A 21,876-nucleotide genomic window follows, 5' to 3' on the forward strand; every position below is an offset into this window, starting at 1 on the left:
GAAGTACTCCTTATTAAAACCCGGCTTCTCTTGGAGGTAGAGGATCTACGGTCCAGGCCATGCGGTCGGCGAGGCGGGTCATGAGGTCGAGTCTTACGGTGGTGTAGTCGGGGTTGTTCCACTGATTGTGCGTTTCATTGGGGTCGGTTTCGAGGTCGTAGAGTTCGCCACCGCCAGTGCCGTGTGCGGCGACGAGTTTGTAGCGGTCGGTGCGCACCATGGTGGCATGGGCGGGCGGATTTTTATGGCCCTGCATGGCGTTGTAATATTCGCAGTAGATGTCGTCGCGGTGCTGGTCGAGGGGCGCGTCGCCTTTCAGGAGCGGTTGGAGGGTGCGGCCCTGCATGGCGGGATGGCGGTCGAGTCCGACCCATTCGAGGATGGTGGGTGCGAGGTCAACGAGTTCGACGAGTGCAGATGATCGCGAGCCGTCGTTGCGAAGGCCGGGTCCTGAGATGAGGAGGGGGACGCGCACAGCGGGTTCATAGAAGAAGGGACCTTTGAGGTAGATGCCGTGGTCGCCGAGCATTTCGCCGTGGTCAGAGGTGAAGATGATATAGGTGTTGTCGCGCTGTCCGGTTTCTTCGAGGCAGTCGAGCAGGTGGCCGATCTGCCGGTCGATGACATCGACCATGGCCCAATACGCCGCGGTGACCCAGCGGTGATCGGTGTCGGCCATTTGATCGTAGGCATACATGCCTTTGCCACCGTAGGAGCCGCTGTGATCGATGCGTTGCCAGATGGGTTTGTCGTCGAGTTCGCCTTCGGTGTAGTTGGGCAGGGGTATGTCGTCAATTATATCGCGGTAGCGTTCGAGGTCTTCGCGCGGGGGATCAAAGGCGTGATGCGGGTCAAAGGGGTTGAGGGAGAAGGTCCAGGGCATGTTTTCTTCAGCGCATCGGCGGATGAAGGTGATGGCGCGCTGGATGCAGTAGGTGGTCTGGCTGTGTTCTTCAGAGGGGAGTGTCTGTACGTATCGGGAACCGGGAAAGGGCTGGACGTCGCGCTTCAGGCTCTTGTCGCGCAACCACTGGTGATAGTCATTGGTGGGCCATCTGGGGGCCGGGTCGTGCGACCAGAAGAACTGGTCATAGCCGTCGTCTATGCGGCGTTCTGTGCCGTGACACGCGCTGGGGTTGCAGACCGAGATGTGGAGTTTGCCGGATAGGCCGCATACGTATCCGGCGTCGTGGAGTAGTTTGGTGACGGGGATTTCGTCGCCGGGTATGGATTGGCCGTTTTGCCGGCAGCGCGTGGTGCGCGGATAGCGTCCGGTGAGGAAGCTGGATCGGCTGGGCGTGCAGACGGGGCTTTGTGAGAAGGCGTATTCAAAGAGGATGCTTTGTTCGGCGAGGCGGTCCAGGTTGGGGGTGTGTACATAGGGGTTGCCATAACAGCCGAGGGTGTCAAAGCGCTGCTGGTCAGTGCAGATCCAGAGGATGTTTGGTTTGTCGGGCATGAATACCTCGTGTTATAAAATTAACAAACAATCACGCGCTGATGGCCAGTCCAATGCCTTTTTCTCCGCCACCGGCGTAATAGAGATAGAGTTTTTTATCGTGAAATATGGGAAAGGGGTCGCGCACATTTTGCTTTTCCCATTCTCCCTGGGGGGTCAGGATTGTGCCGTGTTTTTGAACAAGGCTTACCGCGTGGTCGTTGATTTGTAATGTGGCAGCGAAGATGCTTTCACAGGTTGCATCGGTGTTGGAAAAACAAGAATAGGTCGCCAGGATGTGTGTGTCGTCGATGCGCGTGCATCCAATATGGCGAATGCGCTGGTGTTCCCCATATATTTCTTCGGCGGTGAGGATGGCGCCGGTTTCGTCAAGGATCCAGTTTAATCCGTCGGGTGAATAGGCGTGTCCAATGCTTGTGGGATGGGAGCGACCTGCCCGTTGTTCTTTGGGAAGTTTTTTGGTTTCACCGTTGTAATCAGCTTCTTCGCGGCTCATGGTCATGAAGAAGCCGTGGCATCCGTTTTCTGTGGGTACGACGCGCAGATACATGTTGGTGGCCGCACGCCAATGATCGGGTGTGGTGATGGGGAGGAGGAGGTTGTTGGGATGTACATCAAAGTGGATGCCGTCGGTTGAGGTGGCTGCGCCTGAGTTTTGAATGCGTTGATAATAGTGGGTGGGCATTCGGCGGTTTTGTTCTTCGAGGACTTCTGGCGGACAGCCGCCGTGGTAGTAGAGGATGAAGCGGTTGTTGTAATAAGTGATTTCGGGCGAGCTGAGGTGGCCCGTGACGGCGGGGCAATTGTCGATGTGGAGGACGGCTTCTTTTTGCATTGTCCAGGGGCCTTCGAGCGTTGGCGCGGTTGCAAAGCCGATTTCTCTGCCGCCGTGTGAGGCGAGATACATGTAGTAGCGATCAATGGGGCTGTCCAGTTTGTCGCTCATGTCGATGACGCTGGGAAACATGATGGATCGTTTTTTTTTGAAATCCCAGGTGATATCGTCGATGGTTAAGAGGGGGTTGGAATTGAAGCGCTGGAGTGTTTGGAGAAAATGAGGTTGTGTCATGGTATGGATGGGTGTATTATGGTGGTCGGTGATCATGATTTTTGTAGCTTTTGAATAGACATGATGAAGGGAGTTTGTATGATGCGCAAGCCAAATATTATCTACCTTTTGGCCGATGATTGGGGATATGGAGATGTGAGTTGTTTGAATCCCGATTCGAAGATTCCGACGCCGCATACGGATCAACTCGCGTCCGAGGGGATGATTTTTACGGATGCACATAGCAATTCTGCGGTGTGTACGCCCACGCGATATGGGGTGATGACGGGGCGCTATTGCTGGCGTTCGCGGTTGAAGCGCGGGGTTTTGAATGGGTATTCTGAGCCGTTGATCGAAGATGGGCGGATGACTGTGCCATCGTTGCTGCGCGATGAGGGTTATACGACGGCGTGTGTGGGCAAGTGGCATTTGGGTTTGGGCTGGCAGGTGAGAGATGGGGCTGAACGGGCGAATGGGGAGTCGGTGGATTTTTCTGCGCCGTTGTCAGATGGCCCCCATACGGTGGGTTTTGATTATTCGTTTATTATTCCGGCGTCGCTGGATATGGCTCCGTATTGTTATATTGAGGATGGGGTGGTGGTGGAGCAGCCGGTTGAGGAGACTGCGGATTCGCCGAGGCCAGAATTTTGGCGCGGGGGTGCGTGTGCGCCCGGGTTTATGCATGATACGTGTTTGCTGGAGTTGACGATTCGCGCCGAGGGGTTTATCAATCAGCACGCGAAGGAGAATGGGGATAAGCCGTTCTTTTTGTATTTTCCAGCACCTTCGCCGCATACGCCGCATTTTGCGCGGGGGCGATTTGCAGGGCGAAGTCAGGCAGGGGAATACGGGGATTATGTGACGGAGCACGATTGGAGTGTTGGACGGATTTTGTCGGCGGTGAAGCGCAATGGGTTGGCGGATGATACGCTGATTATTGTGACGAGTGATAATGGCTGTCACGAAGAGCCGATAGGGTTGAAGGAGAAGTACGATCATCTGGGAAATTATATTTATCGGGGGCAGAAGTCCGATGCGTGGGATGGCGGGCATCGCATTCCGTTTATCGCTTCGTGGCCCGGGGTGATTGAACCGGGGTCGCGTTGTGATAAGACGGTGTGTTTGACGGATTTGCTGGCGACTGTTGCCGGGATTTGCGATGTGGAGTTGCCAGGGGATGCGGGTGAGGATAGTTATGATATTTTGCCGTATATGCGAGGCGATCAGGAGGATGCGATTCGGGAGGCGACGGTGCATCATTCGATTAGCGGGGAGTTTGCGATTCGCAAAGATCAGTGGAAGTTGGTGACCTGTCGCGGTTCGGGGGGCTGGAGTTTGAGAGAGGCAGATGTGCCAGAAGATGCGCCGCCGATGCAGCTTTACGATATGGCTTCTGATCCGGAGGAGCAGAATAATTTATTCTGTGAAGAGTCTGAGGTGGTAGAGGAATTGTTGGGGATTTTAGACCGGTATCGGGAAGGGGATAGGAGTACGTGATAAGGAGGCGTTATGGAACAGAAAGATGTTTTGCGGTTGAAGGTGATCGAGATTTTGCGCCGTTATCACAAGGTGCAACAGTATTTTCACATTATGCGGGAGTGGAAAAAGCGCTGGATTTCTCCGAATTGAATGGTTTCTCACGGCGTCCGATCAATGGGTCGGAGCCGTTTTTTATGTTATTGGAACACCAGCGCGGGTGGCGATGGCGCGGGTGTTTGCGGCTGCTTCGGGTATGAGGTCGGGTTTGAGGTGTTCGATGAGGCCGTAGTTGTTGGGGTGGTGGTTCTGGAAATGCCGGAAGCAGTGGGCGAGGTCGAGTTCGCCGTTGCCGGGTACGGTTTCGTCGAGGTGGATGACAAGCCCTTTGCCGATGGATATGTCTTTGATGTGCATGACCGGGGAATAAGCGCCCATTTGGGAAAAGATGTGGTCCAGGCGGTCGGTGCTGGCATAGACCTGGCTTAAGGTTTCAAAGTGGTTGACGTAGTCCATGACCAGGCGCAGGTTAGGCGATCCGACGCTTTCGATCATTTGACGGCAGGTTTCCGGGTTTTTGAGGATGGAGACGAGGTGGGTTTCCATGACGACTGTGACGCCGTTCTGTTCGAGGGTGGGGGCGATTTCTCGCAGGGTTTCGATGAGGCGATCCCATGCTTCTGGCGTGTGATTTTGACGATGGGGCGTCCAGCTTCCGGTGGGATTGCGGCTGCCCGGGCGCAGGAGATAGGTTTGTGCAGATAGGCCCGCGGCGATTTCTGTGCCTTTTTTGATTTTGCCGATGATTGCGTTTCGGATTTCTGGATCGGGATCAAAGAGGCATTCGGGATATGTGATGGAGAATTGGGCGAGGTCGAGGTTGTGTTCGGCAAAGAGTGTGCGACACCGATCCGTGTCGGCGGTTGTGATTTCTTCGCAGAGTTCTGCGGGGAAGTGAAAGGCTCCGCCGGTGAATCCGAGGTTTTGGGTGGTCTGAAGATGTGGCGATTGCAGGGTGCGAAAGTCCCGGGGCAAGAGGCCAACAACACCTAAGCGCATGGTCTGGTCTCCTATCGCGTGAATATGCTGCCGCGAAGATAATCGGCTTCGTCAGATACGAGGAAGGACAGTATTTTGCCCACGCCTTCGGGGTCGCCGAGTCCGGCTGCCATTTTTGAGATGTCGCGTCCTGAGGCGTCGGCTTGTTTTTGTACGACGCGCATTTTGAGCGGTGTTTCGATCCCGCCCGGGCATACGCCGTGGACGCGGATGTTGCGGTTGGACAGTTGGGCTGCCAATACGAGGGAGAGGCCGTGGGCGCCGCCTTTGCTGGAGCCATAGGCGACGGATGAGCTGCCGCCTTTGACGCCTGCGCCAGAGGCGATGAGTACGATGACGCCTTTGCTGGCTTTTTCCATTAGTGGCACGGTGTATTTTGAGACGAGAAAGCTTCCTTTCAGATTGATGTCTATGACTCTGTCCCAGGTGAATTCATCAAATTCATCGACCGGGACGAGTGCGCCTTCGAGGATGCCGGCGGCGTTGATTAAGCCATCGATGTGTCCAAAGGCATTGCCGATGTTTTCAAAGAGTGCGCGTACCTGCGTTTCTTCTTTTATGTCTGCGTGATATCCCGCTGCATTGCCTCCCGCGTTTTCGATTTCTCGAACGGTGCGTTCCACGCCCGCTCCATCCAGATCTACGACGGCTACGCGCGCGCCTTCCCGAGCACAGCATCGCGCTGCCGCCTGTCCTATGCCCGATGCACCGCCCGTTACGACGATGTTTTTGTTTTCAAGTCTCATGAGTTCTCCTTGGTTTGTTCGCGTGTTGTAGGGGACGGTTCCCGTATAAAGGCACTACGGGACAGGCTCCTGTACTGTTCTGTTCGTCATCGCGGCAGGGTTTTGAGCCGCGATCCAGATGGTTTTGGTGTCACTACTCATGGTCGCCAGTCTCCACGCGATAGACTTCCAGGCCCCGTGCTTTGTAATTTTGCAGTGCATGTGGATGATCAAGGGTGCAGGTATGCACCCATACTCTTTTTGTTTGTCCCCACTTCCAGGCAGATTTTATTGCATGGGATAAGAGATAACCCCCAAAGCCCTGTCCGATGAATTTGGTAGCCAGACCAAAATAGAGGATTTCGACGTTGCCATCATCTTGCTTATGGAGTTCGTAGTACCCAGCAGGCGCGCCTTTGTACTGCGCAAGCCATGTTCTCAGGTTGTCGTTCTCTACGTGCGCTTTCCATTGTTCATCTGACCAGGAGAGTTTATTTGTCCAATCCCAGGGTCCGCCTATGAATTGATATAGGAATTTGTTAAATTGATATTGTTTGATTTCGCATTCGTGTACTTGCAGTCCGTTTGATTCTGTTTTTTCTTTTAGCGAAGATGACGATTTCATTTCGAGATAATATGTGGTGACTTTGTTCATGATTTCTCCGGCTTAATTCACAGGTGTTATTGCGTGTTGTAGGGGACGGTCCCCGTGCCGTCCCGTTCGTCATCGCGGCATGATTTTGAGCCGCGATCCAGGACGCAAAAATACACGCGATATTAAGGATAAACAACCTCTTTCGGATGCCGCTGTTTTAGCGATGTCATTCAGGAGGCTGCAATGGGCGATATTTTAAAATTTTTGCGCGTGCTCATTGGGATGGGGTTGATAGCTAATTGTGGCGATGATTATCCCGTTCAGCCAGAATCAGAGGGCGAGTTGGTTGAGGAGATGGTCGAAATTCCAGCGGGCGAATTTGTGATGGGTACCAATGAATTTGGGCGGGATGAAGGTCCCGAGCATGTGGTGTTTTTAGATGCTTTCCGGATTGATCGCTTTGAGGTGGTGAACGCGGATTACAGATTATTCGTTGCGACTACAGGACGCGATCCTTCAGCGTGTGCCGATTCTGTGGGGTTTAATGCCGCGCGGCAACCGGTGGTTGGTGTGACCTGGTTTGATGCACAGGATTTTTGCGCGTGGGCAGGCAAGCGGTTGTGTTCCGAGGCGGAGTGGGAAAAGGCCGCGGGTGGCGATGGGCGTATTTATCCCTGGGGCAATGAGGATCCCGATCCGACGCGATTGAATTTTAATGGGCATGTGGGCAAGCCCTCGACTGTGGGTAGTTTTCCCAATGGTATGAGTCCTTTTGAGGTGGCGGATTTGTCGGGTAATGTGTGGGAGTGGGTGGCGGATTGGCATCGCGTGGATTATTATCGCAATAGCCCGCGGGAAAATCCCCAGGGACCAGAGAGCGGGAGCTTGCGCGTGATGCGCGGCGGCAGTTGGGTAAATGGCGCACCAGCCGTGCGGGTTCAGGAGCGCGGACGGCTCAATCCCAGATGGCAGGGGAAGGATATCGGGTTCCGCTGTTGCCGGTAGCAGTTTAAAGATGATCGTCAGAGGTCAAGGACGAAAGATTTTTAGATTGAGTTCGTTGATTTGGCGATAGTGTTTTCTGTTGGCTGTACAAAGGGTTACATGATGTTCAATAGCTGTTGCTGCAATTAAGGCATCTGCCAGATACAGTGCTGTATTAAGGGTATATTCTTCCATATATACAGATGCTCTATGTCCGATATTTTCAGTGAGAGGTAGAGTCTGAAAGGCGTGATCAGTGAGAAAACCCTTGATTTTTTTTAATTCCTGCCGATTTCTCGCTCCTTGGATAAATTCCATATACGTAACAATTGATATTTGGCGATCATTGATACTTTCAACGAGTTTTGCAGCCCCTTCATGACCTCTGAAGACCCATATCACAACATCGGTATCAAAAATCATTCAAGCGGCCTTTTCTCATATTGCGGACGTAAGCATCAACGTCTGCCGTATCTTTTCTGTCTCGCCACATCCCAAAAGCTTCATGGTCTTTTACAGATTTGTTTATTTGCTTTCGGGTGGGAGACAGGATGGCTTTTTCTTTGCCTCGATAAAAAATGGTGACCGTTTCGTTGCGGTCAAGTGCGAGCAAAACATCTTTCATGCGTCGTCTTAAGTCGAGAATAGATGCTTTCATAATTCCTCCTTAAAGTGTACATATAATGTGTGCACTTTAAGATAAAATGTCAAATAGTTTCCATTCTTTCGTTGAGAGATCGGGGTTGAGATATCCGATGCGGCTGTGTGTTACATATGATGAAAACAGAATACGACTTTTCTAAATCCATCAAAAATCCCTATGCAAAACATCTTACAAAGCAGGTCACGCTTCGTTTGGGGACGGATGTGATTGCGTATTTTAAGGATTTGGCGGACGAAACAGGTATTCCATACCAGAGTTTGATCAATCTGTATCTCCGGGATTGCGTCCAGACTAAAAAAAGCTCAAGTGGGTGTCATGATCAGAACGGACAGTCTCACTTTAATACACAAAGGGCGTGCAATTCGATTTCGCACGCCCTTATTCTGTACCATGTGTTTATGAGCTATACCTGCTGCACAGCCGCCAACATCTCACCAACAGCATCGGGCAGGTCAACGCGATGAAAGCGGTGGTCGCCAAAAGCGTAATTTTCACCCCTTTCATCAATGATGCGAATATAGCCATGAGCGGCTGCTTCTTCATCGGGGATGATGCGATAAACCTTACCCACTTCAAGAGAGGTCTCGTATCCTTCGTTATTGATGCAAAGGGCAAATTGTTGTGTCATGTTCTCTTTTTTTTGCCGATTACTTTAGGCCTGGCAAAGGTCCGTGAAGTGCTCTACGGGAATCTGAACTTCCTTGCTCGCTTTCTGTCCATGGACATGAAGTTCATTGAATCGTTTTTCAATATCCCGCAATACCTGACCTTCAAAATATTGCTCGCCGCAATACACACACTGGAGACAGGGCACATCATCCACGATAAGGAATTTGCCATCGTACCGGTAAATATATTGCGTTTGGCAAGACCGGAGTTCTTTATGACCACAAAAAGCACATCCTGTTTTCATTCTGAACCTCGTTCATAAGGGGTTGTGAATTTTGGTGGCGTTGGAATATAGACGGTAATAATGACCACGCGGTTCGCAATTTCGCCACACACAATATGCAGAGGTTTGCCATGTGTCGTAAAACCGGCTATCAGGCAACTTTCCCCTCTGCCCGTGTCTTCGTACTGCTCAAGAATTCGTCCCGTCAGCAGAGCTTCTTCTACTTCAGCAATGGTCAAGTTGTCATTTTGCCTTTCCTGATCGCCATGTCTCGAAAAGTAGTACTCGCCAACTTTGATTTTGCTTTTTATCCAGACTATATCAAACATTTTTATTTTGTTTCAACCCCGTTCCCGTTGTAGAGGGCGCGCTCAAAATATATAGTATATGCTGGTATCGGTCAAAATTTCAATCCACACCCCAATGAAGGGGATGACCTTTTGTACACCCAGTTCCTTCGCGTCCTCTGCTAAATCCGCGATTCTGACAATTTCCACTACAGCAACCTCTGTCACCATCATTCCGTATAGCACTATAGATCAACCAGTCTTTCTTTTTTTACTCATGTTCCTTTCTCTTCTGATATTGGTACCATCTTCAGTTTTCTTTTAGCAAAAAATTCAATGAGATCATTAGTGTAATTCTCAATCGGTTCTACTTCTACTATGTTAAGCAACTCTCGTCCCACTTGGGATAAAGCGACCCCATGTAGTTTTAGTGCTTGTCCATCTTTTCGTTCTTCCTCGGGTAACAAGCCCCAATAAGTATTTTGATGTGAAAATCCAAGTATGACGACATTGTTCTTGTAGGCAATGGATGACCGATAGTCACGCCAGGAATTGTAGTCAGCAATGATCAACCCATACTCATGTAAAATATTGAGTTCATCAAAGCCTAATCCGTATTTCTGAAGTGCATTGTTTCCGGCATTTCCAGATAGAGATACCACGCGAGCGTCAAATATTTGGTTCGTACCCGGGATTCCCATTACAATGCACATTGAGCAAAGTCTCTTGAACAAGTTGGCGGTTGCTTTATCTATTTCACCCATAATCTTCACAGCTTTAATCGAAAAGGACGAAGGGCGGCGAATCTCTCCTGCGAGAATCTTTCCAAATAGTAGCTGCATATCTTCGGTGCTTCGCTGACAGGCTTCCTTCTCAAAATGATTAAGCCAATCGTCGTCTATTTGTCCGATCTCTTCACCTATCTGAGCGTTGTCAGTGTCTTTAAGCTGGCGTGCGGCTTCCTCGCTGATTTGGTCGAGATTTACCTGTTCTCGGATGATTTTTTGTCCATATTTTTGAAAAGCAACTCGCGCATATTCTTTATCCTCTTCCATTTGGTTGGCTATTTGTGTTGCAGTCGTTTCAATAAGTTTTACTCGTGCTTCAGCGAGGGCTTTTTTTTCAGCAGCGATGCCTTCCCAAGAAGCAATAGGTATCTCTATAGCTGCTGAACAGAGACGACCAAAGGCTTTTAATGCATTCTGCCTAACTGGCTTAGGAATAGGTACTCCTGCAATTGATTCAATGGCTGTATTAATACCAAGTTCAGCAGCGTCAATTCCCGCATCTTCAGCAGGTAGTTCTTTTTTCGACATGTTCAGAAATCCTTTCAGGCTCGTTGGCTCATCAACCGCCCTACACTCGTTGATCTATCTCCCTTCCTGTCGCTGGTATCCGTCACTCTTGCGTTAGCATCGCCGCGATGTCCTCCGGCAATTTCACATCATATTTTTGCTCAAATTCCGCAACATTTTTGAAAGTATCACAAAATTCTTTGATAATATCGGCACCCTTGTTCTTGGCAACAATCAGGTCTGATCTGGCTTCTTGCCATTTTTGCAAACGCAGCCAATATATACCACGACTGAGATAGGCTTCGGCAAGCTCTGGGTTTAGTTCTATGGCCTTGTTATAGTCCTTGATAGCACGTTCAACTTCATCATTTTCGCTGTAAGCAACGCCGCGATTGTTATAGGCATTGACTATTTTCGGATTGAGTTCAATAGCCTTGCTGTAATGTTCGATGGCTTTTGCGTAGTCCTCTTCTTGGTACGTAAGCCCCGTGAAAAACTCCGCATAGGCACTGTGGTGGACATTCTGATATCTAATAAATCCGTGGAGATCATTGTAAATGGTTTCAGCAGTTATGTCCTGGCAATTACGTAGGTATTCCAGGAGAGGTTGCTTCAAATTATTCGGTATGAGGACAGTCTCATCCGGCTCAATAAAACCCTTGGATGGTCGAACAAATATACTCTTTTGGGCAATGATGCGATTGACTGGACTCTGTGGTTCGACGATATGGGAGTTTGTTTTTCGAAGCAGGATGATTCGCCCGTCTTTGTCTGGACTGCTGTCACAGGCAAAGAAAAGAGCGATATTGTAATTGGTAGTAAAATCTATGAGATTAGTATTGTAGCCGTAATGCTGGAGTTCGGTCAGTATTTCAAAGTCGTCAGTTTGGGAAGTATAGCTTTTGGCAGCTTCCAGAATTTCCTCTTGGACAGCCTCAATGCCAAAATTCTCGGCCTCAATGTCCGAGTATTCGCGGTAGAGACCTGAAGACACTTTTTCGTAGCATTCAGGTTCTCCACGGTAGAGATAGTCGCCGTTGGCAGATAGTTTCACTATCTCCTGGATTTTTTCCAAAACGCTGTTTAACTGGTCATTTTCGTTCATTTGCCTATCCTGGTCTAAAATCATCATCTTTCAGACAGCAGAACTTCTGTTGGAGCTGTACAATTGCGACCACGGTTCATCTGTGGTCCGGATGGCTTCCCCATAGCAATCTCTACTGCCGTTAGTCCGTGACATAATATACTCAGATTTGAAAAAAGTAGTCTTGCCTTTTTCAAATCCCGTCTTATTTTGGTTATGCTGTTGGTCACGCAAACTACTATGCATGATATGATCCGAATGCTGATGGACGGATTAGTTTTACAGATTTTTTGATCTTTATTCTGGTTTTGGGCAGTAAAGAGAATCTCATATAAATGTAAAAGGGCTTGCGATTCTACCTTGCAAGCCCTTTTCTGTATTCTGAAGCTCTGTATGACCAGCACTCCCTGTTTTTTTTAGAATCTCATTTAATTGAGACTGCGAGATATCGAAACAATGGGTTTCTTTCCTCTCCGTAATCTTGCCAGCGCAGGTGATATGAACTCTTTAAGCAAAGCTCTTCTCTCCCTTTTTGTGTTTTTGGGCTGGTGTCTTTAGACCACCTCAACACCTTGCCCGCCGGTACTGTTCGATCTTCATGGAAGCGAAAGTATGCATCTGTTGTATTGCGCGTTGGTTCTTGCCAATATAAATGATCGTTTGTTAGTAGAACTGCAAATCCTGCATCGGCGTTTCCATCCCTCACTACTTGCTCGAGTCTCTGGATGTCTTTAAGGAAGTCGTACCGCTTCACATCTTGGGCACTTTGGTCACGAAGGGAAAAATGCTCGCCGTTCCGTTCACATTCCAGCTTTCGAGTAGCGAACTTCAGTTCAATTGCAATTCCTTGAGACGGGATCCAGATATCCAGGTGCCAGTTTTTTTCTATTCGATAGGGCCACTCCAGACGAATCTCACAATCTGGCATTACCTCGTGAATCTGCCATGCGAGAGCATGCTGGAAATCTGCTTCTGAATGGAATATCGGGCGGTGTTGGGATAGGTCCGCCATAAGGTTGTGAATATCAAGCATATCATTCTTTTTAGGAGTGTGCATAAATGAAAAGAATAAGCCATCAGCATCTTTATCGACTCAAACCATTTCGCACAGCGCGTGAGTCCGTCTCGCAGCAGACATTTTTATGGCATCCCAACTGTGCAGGCCATTGTATGGCGTATTGCCACAAGAACGGTTTGCGCTGTGCCAGCCCCTCGGCGTTTGAGAGCGGCATTTTTTGCTTACTTTTTTTTGCTGCTGAAAAAAAGTAAGTCGCCGAAGGCATGAAAAGAAAAATTTTAAAAAAGCTTTATAGGTCATTTCACCACAACAAATGAATATTGAGTGCCGCACAAACCTAATCCACACTCCGGTCATTCGGCCCGAGAAGTGAAGCTCCCGAGTTGGGGGATTCCACTACTTTGAGTGTGTAGGCAATGCGGGCGTAGTAGAATGTGCTCAGTCCTTCAAAGCCAGAGTCGGTACCGACGATCAACCAGATCCCGCCCTTGCTGTCAGTAGTGACATGCACTGGATTGTCGGCGTTGTCAAGAGACTTGAGCCGAAACTCTCTGCCGCTAACCTCGGGATGAGCGACGTTTCCTATAACGACCATTGACGCGCCGCCGTTGGACTGGTTTCCCTTGTCGATGTTCAGTCTGAGGTTTTCCCCTTCTGCTACAGGTTCAACGGTAGATGCGCCCGCTTTTACGTACACGCTCTCGCCGGGAGAGCCACCGATGCCAAAGGTGTTGGACGGAACGTTGGTCGCCAGGTCGAGGGAGGCGAATACCGCGTAGGTCGCATCTGCCTTAAGTCCGTCAATCCGCCTCTTGAAAAACATGAAGAGGTCATCGCTGCGATTGTGTCCCTGGATGTAGAGGCCATTGCCTTCGAGACCTGGTGGCAGAGGGCGATAACCGGAGTCGAGTTCGTAGATTGATGGATCGAAGTTGGCGGGAAGATCGGCAAATCCGGCTGTCCAGCCTTCGGCATCGCTTTGAAAAGTGAAGCTGAACTCAGCCTCGGTTGCACCCTTCGTGGCGGTACAGGATGTAATCGTCAGGTAGGCGATAAGAATAAGAGCAAATTGTTGTGTCATGTTCTCTTTATTCAGGTCGTTCCCGCACCATTTCATGCCCTTCGAGTATATCGTAGGCAACCGCGCCCTGACTCTGGTCTGGTGGCGCAATGCCGAAGATGTGGCAAAGGGTGGGGACGACGTCTGCGGCGTGGATGTAGCCGAGTTTGTCGGTGGGACGCTCGTAGCCTTTTTTGATGCCGGGACCCGATAAGAAAAAAGAACCAAAGCTCGATGAGATGTCGCTGCGCGTGGGGATGAAGCCGCCGTGGTGTGCGCCGAAGACTTCGGGAGCGCCTACGCAGCCGCCGCCCACAATGCCTTTCCATTGACCGTAATACCCGCTGACGAATCCGTGATCCCAGGCAAAGATGATATCGCCGCACTGGTCGCCCCATTGCCCGAGTATGTACGCGTCGCGTCTGGGCAGGGCGATGGCAACGACATTGCGACCGATTTCTTCATCGACCCAGGTGCGAAGGGCGAGGAGGACATCGCGTTCGATTTCGTCGAATTTGGGACCGGGTTCGGCGTTGATCCAGATGTCGAATCCCTTGTCGTCTTTGAGGTAGGCGCGAGTTTTTTCAAAGTCGATCTCGCGTTCGAGGACTTCATCGCGCTCGACGCCGTCGCTGGCGTCTTCTTTCAGGACGGTGAATCCACTGTCGTGCAGGAATTTTCGGATATTGGCGATGCGCACATCTGGCGATGCGCCGTGATCGGAAAGTACGCCGACGTATGTACTGTCATCGGCGGCATCCCACATGCGTTTCAGGATTTTGTCGCCAACGATGTAGGCTTTGCGGAAGAGGTGCATGATGTCGTCGGCTTTGTCGGGATCGTAAGCGGGGCAAACCGGATCGACGCCGTCGAGGTGGATGTGGTTGATGTAGTCGTAGAGATGCCAGTGGCAGATGAAGAAATTGGCATCTTTTTCGTGGAGCATATAATTGGCGACGTCGGCAAACCAGAGGCCCTGGTATTCGCATTCTTCAAGGGCGGTGTCATAGTCGGTCATGCCAGATGTGTAGGGGGTCATTGAGGCGTGTTCTTGATAGGGGCCAAATCGCTGGATGAGTTCGTTGGCGAGGTCGTCTGGATATGTGAAGCCGTCGCTATATGTGATTTGAGAGCGGTAGAGCTTGAGATGGGAGCCATCGGGTTCGAGTTCGAGAAGTTTGAAGCGCACAGAGGCGCATTGATCTCGGCCTTCGATGTAGAAGGGTTCGATGGCCCAGTTGCTCCACGATCCCGTGCTGGTTTCGGCGATGTGGTCGTTGCCATTTTGGGAGCGGCAGACGCGCAGGGTGTCGTATCCGCTGTTGGCGCTGGCGAAGACGAGCAGGTGAAAGCGGTTGATGTCTCCGCCGAGGCGCGCGTGGATTTCAATGGTGGAAGCGAGGGGCGGGGCAGTGCTTTGAGGGAGATTGGTCCAGCCATCTGCGGGCGATAGTGCGGGGATGGGTTCTATGCTTCGCTGTCTTCTGCGAACGGCTGTGCCGTCGTGGTCCATTTCCACGATTTCTTCGACGTGTTCGGCGGTGGTATAAGCCTGTGATGCGGCGATTTCATAGTCGGTGCTGGCGTGTCCGGGGTGACCAAAACCGTCGATTACATATCCTTTTTCCACGCCTGATGGATGCGCTGCCGGATAGTGCAGGGCAACGCCTTTGAGTCCTTCGCGCTCGAGGGCGTTCCACAGGCGCTGGGCGTTGTTGGCACGGCCGTGAAAAGAGTTGATGCGTTCGCCAGGACCTACTTCGACGCGCCAGCGCGTGACACTGTGTGTGCCGGTGTGTGCGCCAGTGGAGAGGGTTGCCCAGTTGGTGGGTGTCCAGACCGGGAAGGAGGGGAAGGTTTCGTTGACTGCGCCCTCGTCGAGCAGGCGTTTAAAAGTTGGGATGACGCCTTCGTCGGCAAAGTATTTCATCATGGGGGTGATAAAGCCGTCCATGCCGTAGGCGATGATTTTTTTTGACATAGTTGTTCCTTTTGGGATGGGGTTAAATCGGGCGACGGGTCAGGCTGAAGGTTTGAGCGGTCGGTCCCCCGTCGGGTTGGGTGGCTAAGAAGAGGGCGAGGGGGACGACGTCTTCGGGCGCTTTGACGACTTCGCTGGGTGCAAAGGGCGGTGGACCGCCCACTCTCATGCGATCTCCGGTAAGATGTGTGGCTACCGGGCCTGGGATGAGTTCGTTGACTGTGATGCTGTGCTCCCAGACTTCTTCGGCCAGGCATTGGGTGAACATCCACATGCCGGCTTTGCCGACGTTATACGCAGAATTGCCCGCTCTGGGGCGGTGGCCCATGCCCGATCCCACGTTGATAACTCTGCCACCGCCGGATTCGATCATGAGGGGTAGCAGGGCGTGCGAGACGAGGTAGGCGCTGATGCAGTTTACGGCGATGGTTTCGATCCAGGGATCGGGATTGCTGTCGAGGATGCTGTTGCGCTCTATGCCGCCGCCCGCGTTGTTGACGAGGATGTCCAGGCGGTCAAATTCTCCGCGGACTTTTTCTGCCAGCGCATCTACGCTCTGGCGGTTGGTGACATCGGTAGGTACGGGCAGAACTTTGCGACCGAGGGCACGAATTTCTTCGGCAACGGCGTCGAGTTGTTCGGTCGTGCGTGCGGCGAGTATGAGGTCGGCTCCTTCTGTGGCAAAGGCGATGGCAATGGCGCGACCAATACCCCGCCCGCTGCCGGTGACGAGTGCGACTTTTCCAGTGAGTTGTGACATGCGGTCTCCTTGAGGAATCTGCGAATCAACGAATCAACGAACCCCGCCCATCCTCCCAAAATCAGTATGTCTCTCCATTCGTCTATGAACTGGTCTGGGAAACGACCAGTTTTACCCCGCTCCGTCTATTCGCGCTTTTTCAGTTTACCAATCAACGACCGATCCATCGTCGGGGTGAAGGGATCTTTGATTGGTCCAGTCGTGGCCAATTTTGTCTTCCATTTTGTCGTCGTCCAGTTCAATGCCAAGGCCGGGACCTTTGGGCAATTCGACGTAGCCGTCTTTGAATTGGAACGGTTCTTTGAGGTAGTCTTCGCCAAACATGGTGTGTTCTTGCGCGAGGAAGTTGGGTATGCTGGCGTCGAGTTGGATGCAGGCGGCTAATGAAATGGGGCCGAGTGGGCAGTGTGGGGCAACGGCTGCGTAATAGGATTCGGCCATGCCTGCGATCAGACGGGTCTCGAAGATGCCGCCAGCGTGTGACAGGTCGGGTTGTATGATGGAACAGGCGCGTTTTTCGAGGAGGTCGCGGAAGCCCCATTTGGTGAAGATGCGTTCGCCCGTTGCGATGGGCAAGTGGGTTTTGCGCGCGAGTTCTGCCATGCCTTCTATGTCTTGACACTGGATGGGTTCTTCGACAAACATCGGCTGGTAGGGTTCGAGGGCTTTGATGAGTATGGCAGCGGTTTGTGGTGATATGGCGCCGTGAAAGTCGATGGCGATGTCAAAGTCCGGCCCGCCCGCTTCGCGCATGGCGGCAAATGTTTCGACGGCGTGATCGATAAAGGCCGGGGTTTCGACGATGCGCGCCGGGCGAATTTTGGCCGGTCCGGTCTTTATGGCGATAAATCCTTGTTTTTTGCGCTCTTTTACTGCGGCAGCAGCCTGTTCGGGTGTGCCGCCCCCTCCTGTGCCTTTGTACATTTTGATGCGGTCGCGCAGGGGGCCGCCGAGCATTTCATAGATGGGCATGTTCGCGGCTTTTCCGGCGAGGTCCCAAAGTGCTTGTTCAACACCGGATAGAGCACTGGTGAGAATGGGTCCGCCGCGATAAAATGCATGGCGATACATGGCCTGCCAGTGATGGACCACGCGACGGGGGTCTTTGCCGATGAGATAGGGTTCGAGTTCTGCTACGGCTTGAGCGCAGGTACGGGCGCGTCCTTCGAGGATAGGTTCGCCAAGGCCAATGAGGCCCTCGTCTGTGTGCATTTTGAGAAAGAGCCAGCGCGGTTTGACGAGAAAGGTTTCGAGTTTGGTGATTTTCATGTCAACTCCTTTAGGGTGGTTAATCACACAGATACGCGATGAGGGTTTTTTGCTCGCGGTATTCCGGGATGATGATATCTGCACCGACTTCGATGAGGCGGTTTCGTTTCCAGGTATTGATGCCTTCGCGTTTGACTTCGTCTGATGCAACGCCGACTGCGGTGCCGCCCACAGCTTTTACGTTTTCGATTTCGACGTATCCATCGCCAAATCCCAGTAGTTCGGGGCCGTCTATGGCATGGGTTTTGAGGATGTCCTGAATGACCATGGCTTTGGAAAAGTTTTCGTGCTGATCCAATGCGCCAAAGACGCGGTCTTCAAAGTAGGTCGTAAGGCCGAGTAATTCGACTTCGCGGCGGACAAAGACGAAGTCGGTGCCGCTGGCTAAATAAAGCATCAGGCCGCGGTTGGACAGGTTGTCGAGCAGTGCGCGGGTATGGGGCAGCATGAGATCGTTGGGATTAATCTCGCCTGTTTCGAGGCCGCGAATGCGATGGGCTATGTGGGCGTTGAGCAGGTCGTGAAAGCGCTGTTTGTAGGCGAGCGGATCGTCTGGTGTGCCACCGCGTTTTTGGATTTCTTCACAGAGCTGAATCATCTGGTAGATGGTTTGTTTGCCGGTGAGGCGGTCGATAAATTCGGTGACCAGAACGCGGTGTTCCGCTTCGGTTTCGTCGGTGTTGAGTTCAGAGAGTACTTCGACCATCATGGGGATCATGATTTCGCGCCACCCCTGGCGAATGAGCGACAATGTGCCGTCAAAATCAAAGAGTACTGAGCGATAGTTCCCGCGAGGGATGTGTGTCGCAATGATTTCAATGTTGCCGATGTGTTGACTCATAAGTGTATTCCTGTTGGACGGTGCGTCAATAAAGGGATTCGCGTTTGAAAAATCAAGTGGGAATGAATGGTCAGCAGTCAGCTAAAAGCTGATGGCTGATCGTTTTTTTTCGACCAAATGTGTTTGAATATTTTGGAATCTCCGTTATATTGTAATACTTGTCCAAATTGGATTTTTAGTAAAAAAGGCGCAATGAATGCAGAGCGATAGTACGCGAAGTCATGTGGCATCGGTTCAGTCGCAAAATGGAAATTTTCGGCTTGACGCGGTGACCGTTGACGAGCAGATGCATCATGTGCTTTCTATAAACGGGTGTGCGATTGCGAGTAGCAGTTCCGATTTGGAGATCGCACTTGCCGATCTCGCACTATCTGGTATTTCTCCAGATCAGAGATATGCCGATGTGTTGATCGGTGGTCTTGGATTGGGCGTGACGCTGAGGCAGGTGCTGAAGCACAGGGCTGTGCAGTCCGTTTGTGTGGTGGAAATTGAGCCGCAAATTGTAGAGTGGAATCGCACTTTTTTGACCAATGCCGATTTGCTGAATGACGCACGGGTCGAGCTTATTGTGGGCGATTTTTGTTCTTATGTGCAGGGTTCACCGCGCAATTATCACGGTATTGCGATGCATATTGATGTTGGGCCAGATCAGGTGGCACGAGCAGAGAATCGCCAGGCTTATAGTTTGTCGATGTTGCGTGTGTTGCAAATGCGACTTCGGGCGGGTGGGGCACTTGCGATTTGTGCGGCTGGATCGTCTTATGAACGGGCACTGCGGCGCGTTTTTGATGCGGTTTCTGTGCAGTCCGATCCCGCAGATCAGAGCAGTCCTCGTAGAGTTTATCAGGTTATAGCGCAGTAGCAGAACAATTCTCCTCCAAATGGGCGGATTATGAGAAAGGGGCTTGTGATGAGCAAGGATTCACTTACAGTTATTGATAATCGGACAGATGAAACGTATGATTTACCTATTGCTTATGGCACGTATTCTGAGGACGGTGCCCATGTGCGTTCGGCAGATTTGAACCAGATCAAGGGTTCGGATAATGATTTTGGCCTGTTGGGATACGACCCGTCGTATGTCAATACAGCGTCTTGCAGCAGTGCGGTTACGTATATCGATGGGGCGAAGGGGATTTTGCGCTATCGCGGGTATCCCATTGAGCAGTTGGTGGCGGCGTCTTCGTATCTCGAAGTGGCTTATTTGCTGGTTTATGGCGAGTTGCCCAGCCGCGATCAATTGGATAGGTTTTCCGAGCAGGTAAATTCTCAAACGGTGGTTTCAGACGATATTTTGTCTTTTATCGATGGTTTTCCCAAAGGGTCTCATACGATGGGGATGCTGGTGGGTGCGCTGGGGGGGCTGTCGGTTTTTTACGACGATGAGGGAGATTTTGGAACCGAAGAGGCACAACTTCGTCATATTTGTCGGTTGATTGGCAATGTTGCGACCATAGGTGCTGCGGTGCATCGCCGCAGTGCGGGTCTGCCTTATGTGTCGTCAGATCTCGGGTTGGGGCTTTACGGCAATTTTTTGAATATGTTGTTTGGGACGGAGGGAGAGGCCTATCGGGCTGATCCGGTGCTCGAGCGCGCGCTGGAAGTGTTGCTCATTTTGCACGCCGATCACGGTCAGAATTTATCTACCAGTATTATGCGGGGTATTGCCAGTGGGGGGGCAGATCCGTATTCGTCTATGGCTGGCGCAGCAGCGGCACTTTACGGTCCGGCACACGGGGGCGCGAATGAGGCGGTGCTGAATATGCTCAATGAGATCGGTTCGGTGGATAAGGTGCCGGCTTATATCGAGCGGGTGGAGAACAAAGAAGTGGTGTTGCAGGGGTTTGGGCATCGGGTTTACAAGAATTACGATCCCAGGGCGGCGATTGTCAAAGAGACCGCGTATAATGTGTTTGAGGTGACGGGTAAAAATCCCCTGATTGATATTGCGCTGGAGTTGGAGCGGATTGCCCTGCAGGAGGAGTATTTTATTTCCAGGCAATTGTATCCCAATGTGGATTTTTATTCGGGTATTATTTATCAGGCGATTGGATTGCCCACGCGGATGATGACGGTGTTATTTGCGGTGGGAAGGTCGTGCGGTTGGCTGGCGCAGTGGAAAGAGATGCTGGGGGATAGCGAACAGAAGATCGCCCGTCCGCGCCAGATTTATACGGGCGCAGATAAACGCGATTATGTGGCGATGGATCAGCGGTGACGAATAGACGAACAGACGAATAGACGAACCCCGCCCTGCCACCCAAAGTCGCTACAAACTCCGTCGTTGATTCGTTGATTCGTTGATTCGCTGATTCGCTGATTCGTTGATTCGCTTTTGCATTTGATTGGAGGCATGCAATGGCTTTTATCCATGTTCCCAAAGGCTGGCAGTTGCCCGAAGGCGAGGTTACGCCCGAACATATTTACCTGAATCGTCGGCGCTTTATGCAGGCTATAGGTGTTGCAGGCGCAAGCGCGGTGATTGGCGCAGGTTGCGCGACAGCAGAAGATGAGTTTGAGGTGGAAGTTCCTCCCTCGCTACCGGGTTTGTATCCGGCAAAGCGCAATGAAAAGTACACGGTGGAGCGAGAATTGACGCGGGAGAAGGTCGCCGCGCGGTACAATAATTTTTACGAGTTTACCACGAATAAGGGCAAGGTTCACGAGTTGACAGACAAGTTTGAGGTGCGTCCCTGGGAGGTGGAGATTTCGGGTTATGTAGAGAAGCCCGGGACGTATGATCTGGACGATTTGCTCAAGCGGTTCGCGCTGGAAGAGCGCGTGTACCGGTTTCGGTGCGTGGAAGCATGGGCGATGACGGTGCCGTGGACGGGGTTTCCTATGAAGGCGTTGATCGATTATGTGCAGCCCAAATCGTCGGCAAAATACGTGCGGATGGTGACTTTCAATCGTCCGGATCAGGCGCCGGGCATCAAGACGCAGTCCTGGTATCCGTGGCCCTATTTTGAGGGGCTGACTATGGAAGAGGCGACGAATGAACTGACGTTGCTCACGACGGGTATTTACGGTCATGCGTTGCCCAAACAGCACGGGGCACCTATTCGGTTGGTGACGCCGTGGAAGTACGGGTATAAGAGTATTAAGTCTATTGTGAAGATCGAGTTCACGAAACGGCAACCGCCGACTTTCTGGAATAAGGTGGCTCCTGCTGAGTACGATTTTTGGTCTAATGTAAATCCCAATGTGCCGCACCCGCGCTGGTCTCAGGCAACGGAGCGGCTGATTGGGACGATGGATCGCGTGCCCACCCGGATGTACAATGGGTATGGCGATTATGTGGCACATCTGTACGGTTAGAAAAAAATAATGTCCGTTGCATGTCAAGCCGCTCGGTGAGATGATTGCCGAGCGGTTTAAT

General features: G+C 51.5%; 24 protein-coding genes and 1 pseudogene. 7 read left to right on the forward strand and 18 right to left on the reverse strand.

Features of this window, described 5'->3' with window-relative positions:
• Nucleotides 1–13: 13 nt before the first annotated feature.
• Together OXH16_17260 and OXH16_17265 are read right to left on the reverse strand one after the other, a co-directional pair.
• Complete coding sequence (locus OXH16_17260; protein MCY3683148.1) at nt 14–1,459, reverse strand: sulfatase-like hydrolase/transferase; 1,446 nt, start codon at nt 1,457–1,459, stop codon at nt 14–16.
• Between the two features lie 31 nt (nt 1,460–1,490).
• Nucleotides 1,491–2,564, reverse strand: coding sequence for a hypothetical protein (locus OXH16_17265; protein MCY3683149.1), 1,074 nt, complete (start codon nt 2,562–2,564; stop codon nt 1,491–1,493).
• A gap of 42 nt (nt 2,565–2,606) precedes the next feature.
• Between OXH16_17265 and OXH16_17270 the strand changes: the two genes are divergently transcribed.
• The gene (locus OXH16_17270; GenBank protein MCY3683150.1) at nt 2,607–4,004 is read left to right on the forward strand and encodes an arylsulfatase; all 1,398 of its coding nucleotides are present in this window, start codon (nt 2,607–2,609) and stop codon (nt 4,002–4,004) included.
• Between the two features lie 174 nt (nt 4,005–4,178).
• On the opposite strand, the gene OXH16_17275 is transcribed toward OXH16_17270, so the two are convergent.
• The 3 genes from OXH16_17275 to OXH16_17285 form a co-directional block, all read right to left on the reverse strand.
• The gene (locus tag OXH16_17275) at nt 4,179–5,042 is read right to left on the reverse strand and encodes a sugar phosphate isomerase/epimerase (protein ID MCY3683151.1); all 864 of its coding nucleotides are present in this window, start codon (nt 5,040–5,042) and stop codon (nt 4,179–4,181) included.
• 11 nt (nt 5,043–5,053) lie between these two features.
• Nucleotides 5,054–5,788: an SDR family NAD(P)-dependent oxidoreductase gene (locus tag OXH16_17280; protein ID MCY3683152.1), complete on the reverse strand. Its 735-nt coding sequence runs from the start codon at nt 5,786–5,788 to the stop codon at nt 5,054–5,056.
• Nucleotides 5,789–5,921: 133 nt separating this feature from the next.
• Nucleotides 5,922–6,422, reverse strand: coding sequence for a GNAT family N-acetyltransferase (locus OXH16_17285; protein ID MCY3683153.1), 501 nt, complete (start codon nt 6,420–6,422; stop codon nt 5,922–5,924).
• 183 nt (nt 6,423–6,605) lie between these two features.
• Between OXH16_17285 and OXH16_17290 the strand changes: the two genes are divergently transcribed.
• Nucleotides 6,606–7,367, forward strand: a complete 762-nt coding sequence (locus OXH16_17290) for an SUMF1/EgtB/PvdO family nonheme iron enzyme (protein ID MCY3683154.1) — start codon at nt 6,606–6,608, stop codon at nt 7,365–7,367.
• A gap of 24 nt (nt 7,368–7,391) precedes the next feature.
• Here the strand turns inward: OXH16_17290 and OXH16_17295 are convergent, their stop codons facing one another.
• Both OXH16_17295 and OXH16_17300 read right to left on the reverse strand, forming a co-directional pair.
• On the reverse strand, nt 7,392–7,769 hold the full coding sequence (locus OXH16_17295; GenBank protein ID MCY3683155.1) for a type II toxin-antitoxin system VapC family toxin: 378 nt from the start codon (nt 7,767–7,769) through the stop codon (nt 7,392–7,394).
• Nucleotides 7,759–8,004 carry a type II toxin-antitoxin system Phd/YefM family antitoxin gene (locus tag OXH16_17300; GenBank protein ID MCY3683156.1) on the reverse strand — a complete coding sequence of 82 codons (246 nt, stop codon included), beginning with the start codon at nt 8,002–8,004 and terminating at the stop codon, nt 7,759–7,761. Before OXH16_17300 ends, OXH16_17295 begins: the two co-directional genes overlap by 11 nt.
• 119 nt (nt 8,005–8,123) lie before the next feature.
• Between OXH16_17300 and OXH16_17305 the strand changes: the two are divergent.
• Nucleotides 8,124–8,309 (forward strand): annotated as a pseudogene (locus OXH16_17305) (BrnA antitoxin family protein).
• Nucleotides 8,310–8,413: 104 nt separating this feature from the next.
• Here OXH16_17305 and OXH16_17310 read toward each other — a convergent pair.
• The 6 genes from OXH16_17310 to OXH16_17335 form a co-directional block, all read right to left on the reverse strand.
• On the reverse strand, nt 8,414–8,638 hold the full coding sequence (locus tag OXH16_17310; protein ID MCY3683157.1) for a hypothetical protein: 225 nt from the start codon (nt 8,636–8,638) through the stop codon (nt 8,414–8,416).
• A 24-nt stretch (nt 8,639–8,662) separates the two neighbouring features.
• Nucleotides 8,663–8,923 carry a type II toxin-antitoxin system MqsA family antitoxin gene (locus OXH16_17315; GenBank protein MCY3683158.1) on the reverse strand — a complete coding sequence of 87 codons (261 nt, stop codon included), beginning with the start codon at nt 8,921–8,923 and terminating at the stop codon, nt 8,663–8,665.
• Complete coding sequence (locus tag OXH16_17320; protein MCY3683159.1) at nt 8,920–9,231, reverse strand: DUF4258 domain-containing protein; 312 nt, start codon at nt 9,229–9,231, stop codon at nt 8,920–8,922. The genes OXH16_17315 and OXH16_17320 overlap by 4 nt, the downstream gene beginning before the upstream one ends.
• 233 nt (nt 9,232–9,464) lie before the next feature.
• Entirely contained in the window at nt 9,465–10,505 is a 1,041-nt protein-coding gene (locus tag OXH16_17325; protein ID MCY3683160.1) for a DUF2806 domain-containing protein, read from the reverse strand.
• Between the two features lie 82 nt (nt 10,506–10,587).
• Nucleotides 10,588–11,589, reverse strand: coding sequence for a tetratricopeptide repeat protein (locus tag OXH16_17330; protein ID MCY3683161.1), 1,002 nt, complete (start codon nt 11,587–11,589; stop codon nt 10,588–10,590).
• 403 nt (nt 11,590–11,992) lie between these two features.
• Nucleotides 11,993–12,601 (reverse strand): hypothetical protein, encoded by a 609-nt coding sequence (locus OXH16_17335; protein MCY3683162.1) that lies wholly within the window; start codon nt 12,599–12,601, stop codon nt 11,993–11,995.
• Between the two features lie 26 nt (nt 12,602–12,627).
• Between OXH16_17335 and OXH16_17340 the strand changes: the two genes are divergently transcribed.
• Nucleotides 12,628–12,837 (forward strand): hypothetical protein, encoded by a 210-nt coding sequence (locus tag OXH16_17340; GenBank protein ID MCY3683163.1) that lies wholly within the window; start codon nt 12,628–12,630, stop codon nt 12,835–12,837.
• Between the two features lie 86 nt (nt 12,838–12,923).
• Here OXH16_17340 and OXH16_17345 read toward each other — a convergent pair whose 3' ends face one another.
• From OXH16_17345 to OXH16_17365, 5 genes are all read right to left on the reverse strand, one after another.
• Entirely contained in the window at nt 12,924–13,667 is a 744-nt protein-coding gene (locus OXH16_17345) for a PEP-CTERM sorting domain-containing protein (protein MCY3683164.1), read from the reverse strand.
• 7 nt (nt 13,668–13,674) lie between these two features.
• The gene (locus OXH16_17350; GenBank protein ID MCY3683165.1) at nt 13,675–15,627 is read right to left on the reverse strand and encodes an alkaline phosphatase family protein; all 1,953 of its coding nucleotides are present in this window, start codon (nt 15,625–15,627) and stop codon (nt 13,675–13,677) included.
• Between the two features lie 22 nt (nt 15,628–15,649).
• Complete coding sequence (locus OXH16_17355) at nt 15,650–16,387, reverse strand: SDR family NAD(P)-dependent oxidoreductase (GenBank protein MCY3683166.1); 738 nt, start codon at nt 16,385–16,387, stop codon at nt 15,650–15,652.
• A gap of 144 nt (nt 16,388–16,531) precedes the next feature.
• The gene (dgoD, locus tag OXH16_17360; GenBank protein MCY3683167.1) at nt 16,532–17,656 is read right to left on the reverse strand and encodes a galactonate dehydratase; all 1,125 of its coding nucleotides are present in this window, start codon (nt 17,654–17,656) and stop codon (nt 16,532–16,534) included.
• Between the two features lie 19 nt (nt 17,657–17,675).
• On the reverse strand, nt 17,676–18,497 hold the full coding sequence (locus OXH16_17365; GenBank protein MCY3683168.1) for an HAD hydrolase-like protein: 822 nt from the start codon (nt 18,495–18,497) through the stop codon (nt 17,676–17,678).
• 196 nt (nt 18,498–18,693) lie between these two features.
• Between OXH16_17365 and OXH16_17370 the strand changes: the two genes are divergently transcribed.
• The 3 genes from OXH16_17370 (at nt 18,694) to msrP (ending at nt 21,815) form a co-directional block, all read left to right on the forward strand.
• A complete protein-coding gene (locus OXH16_17370; GenBank protein MCY3683169.1) occupies nt 18,694–19,359 on the forward strand; it encodes a hypothetical protein in 666 nt (221 codons plus the stop codon).
• A gap of 48 nt (nt 19,360–19,407) precedes the next feature.
• Nucleotides 19,408–20,715 (forward strand): citrate synthase, encoded by a 1,308-nt coding sequence (locus OXH16_17375; protein ID MCY3683170.1) that lies wholly within the window; start codon nt 19,408–19,410, stop codon nt 20,713–20,715.
• Nucleotides 20,716–20,855: 140 nt separating this feature from the next.
• Nucleotides 20,856–21,815, forward strand: coding sequence for a protein-methionine-sulfoxide reductase catalytic subunit MsrP (gene msrP, locus OXH16_17380; GenBank protein MCY3683171.1), 960 nt, complete (start codon nt 20,856–20,858; stop codon nt 21,813–21,815).
• Nucleotides 21,816–21,876: the final 61 nt, after the last annotated feature.

It is taken from the genome of Gemmatimonadota bacterium, from assembly GCA_026705765.1.
Lineage (GTDB): Bacteria > Latescibacterota > UBA2968 > UBA2968 > UBA2968 > VXRD01.

What these genes read in the sequence shown, in the direction of transcription:
- OXH16_17260 (MCY3683148.1), bottom strand. Translation starts at nt 1,459, where the DNA reads ATGCCCGACAAACCAAACATCCTCTGGATCTGCACTGACCAGCAGCGC.
- OXH16_17340 (MCY3683163.1), top strand. Translation starts at nt 12,628, where the DNA reads ATGAAAAGAATAAGCCATCAGCATCTTTATCGACTCAAACCATTTCGC.
- OXH16_17330 (MCY3683161.1), bottom strand. Translation starts at nt 11,589, where the DNA reads ATGAACGAAAATGACCAGTTAAACAGCGTTTTGGAAAAAATCCAGGAG.
- OXH16_17375 (MCY3683170.1), top strand. Translation starts at nt 19,408, where the DNA reads ATGAGCAAGGATTCACTTACAGTTATTGATAATCGGACAGATGAAACG.
- OXH16_17355 (MCY3683166.1), bottom strand. Translation starts at nt 16,387, where the DNA reads ATGTCACAACTCACTGGAAAAGTCGCACTCGTCACCGGCAGCGGGCGG.
- OXH16_17265 (MCY3683149.1), bottom strand. Translation starts at nt 2,564, where the DNA reads ATGATCACCGACCACCATAATACACCCATCCATACCATGACACAACCT.
- OXH16_17310 (MCY3683157.1), bottom strand. Translation starts at nt 8,638, where the DNA reads ATGACACAACAATTTGCCCTTTGCATCAATAACGAAGGATACGAGACC.
- OXH16_17300 (MCY3683156.1), bottom strand. Translation starts at nt 8,004, where the DNA reads ATGAAAGCATCTATTCTCGACTTAAGACGACGCATGAAAGATGTTTTG.
- OXH16_17285 (MCY3683153.1), bottom strand. Translation starts at nt 6,422, where the DNA reads ATGAACAAAGTCACCACATATTATCTCGAAATGAAATCGTCATCTTCG.
- OXH16_17295 (MCY3683155.1), bottom strand. Translation starts at nt 7,769, where the DNA reads ATGATTTTTGATACCGATGTTGTGATATGGGTCTTCAGAGGTCATGAA.
- OXH16_17280 (MCY3683152.1), bottom strand. Translation starts at nt 5,788, where the DNA reads ATGAGACTTGAAAACAAAAACATCGTCGTAACGGGCGGTGCATCGGGC.
- OXH16_17315 (MCY3683158.1), bottom strand. Translation starts at nt 8,923, where the DNA reads ATGAAAACAGGATGTGCTTTTTGTGGTCATAAAGAACTCCGGTCTTGC.
- OXH16_17270 (MCY3683150.1), top strand. Translation starts at nt 2,607, where the DNA reads ATGATGCGCAAGCCAAATATTATCTACCTTTTGGCCGATGATTGGGGA.
- OXH16_17350 (MCY3683165.1), bottom strand. Translation starts at nt 15,627, where the DNA reads ATGTCAAAAAAAATCATCGCCTACGGCATGGACGGCTTTATCACCCCC.
- OXH16_17275 (MCY3683151.1), bottom strand. Translation starts at nt 5,042, where the DNA reads ATGCGCTTAGGTGTTGTTGGCCTCTTGCCCCGGGACTTTCGCACCCTG.
- msrP (MCY3683171.1), top strand. Translation starts at nt 20,856, where the DNA reads ATGGCTTTTATCCATGTTCCCAAAGGCTGGCAGTTGCCCGAAGGCGAG.
- OXH16_17320 (MCY3683159.1), bottom strand. Translation starts at nt 9,231, where the DNA reads ATGTTTGATATAGTCTGGATAAAAAGCAAAATCAAAGTTGGCGAGTAC.
- OXH16_17325 (MCY3683160.1), bottom strand. Translation starts at nt 10,505, where the DNA reads ATGTCGAAAAAAGAACTACCTGCTGAAGATGCGGGAATTGACGCTGCT.
- dgoD (MCY3683167.1), bottom strand. Translation starts at nt 17,656, where the DNA reads ATGAAAATCACCAAACTCGAAACCTTTCTCGTCAAACCGCGCTGGCTC.
- OXH16_17365 (MCY3683168.1), bottom strand. Translation starts at nt 18,497, where the DNA reads ATGAGTCAACACATCGGCAACATTGAAATCATTGCGACACACATCCCT.
- OXH16_17335 (MCY3683162.1), bottom strand. Translation starts at nt 12,601, where the DNA reads ATGCTTGATATTCACAACCTTATGGCGGACCTATCCCAACACCGCCCG.
- OXH16_17290 (MCY3683154.1), top strand. Translation starts at nt 6,606, where the DNA reads ATGGGCGATATTTTAAAATTTTTGCGCGTGCTCATTGGGATGGGGTTG.
- OXH16_17370 (MCY3683169.1), top strand. Translation starts at nt 18,694, where the DNA reads ATGCAGAGCGATAGTACGCGAAGTCATGTGGCATCGGTTCAGTCGCAA.
- OXH16_17345 (MCY3683164.1), bottom strand. Translation starts at nt 13,667, where the DNA reads ATGACACAACAATTTGCTCTTATTCTTATCGCCTACCTGACGATTACA.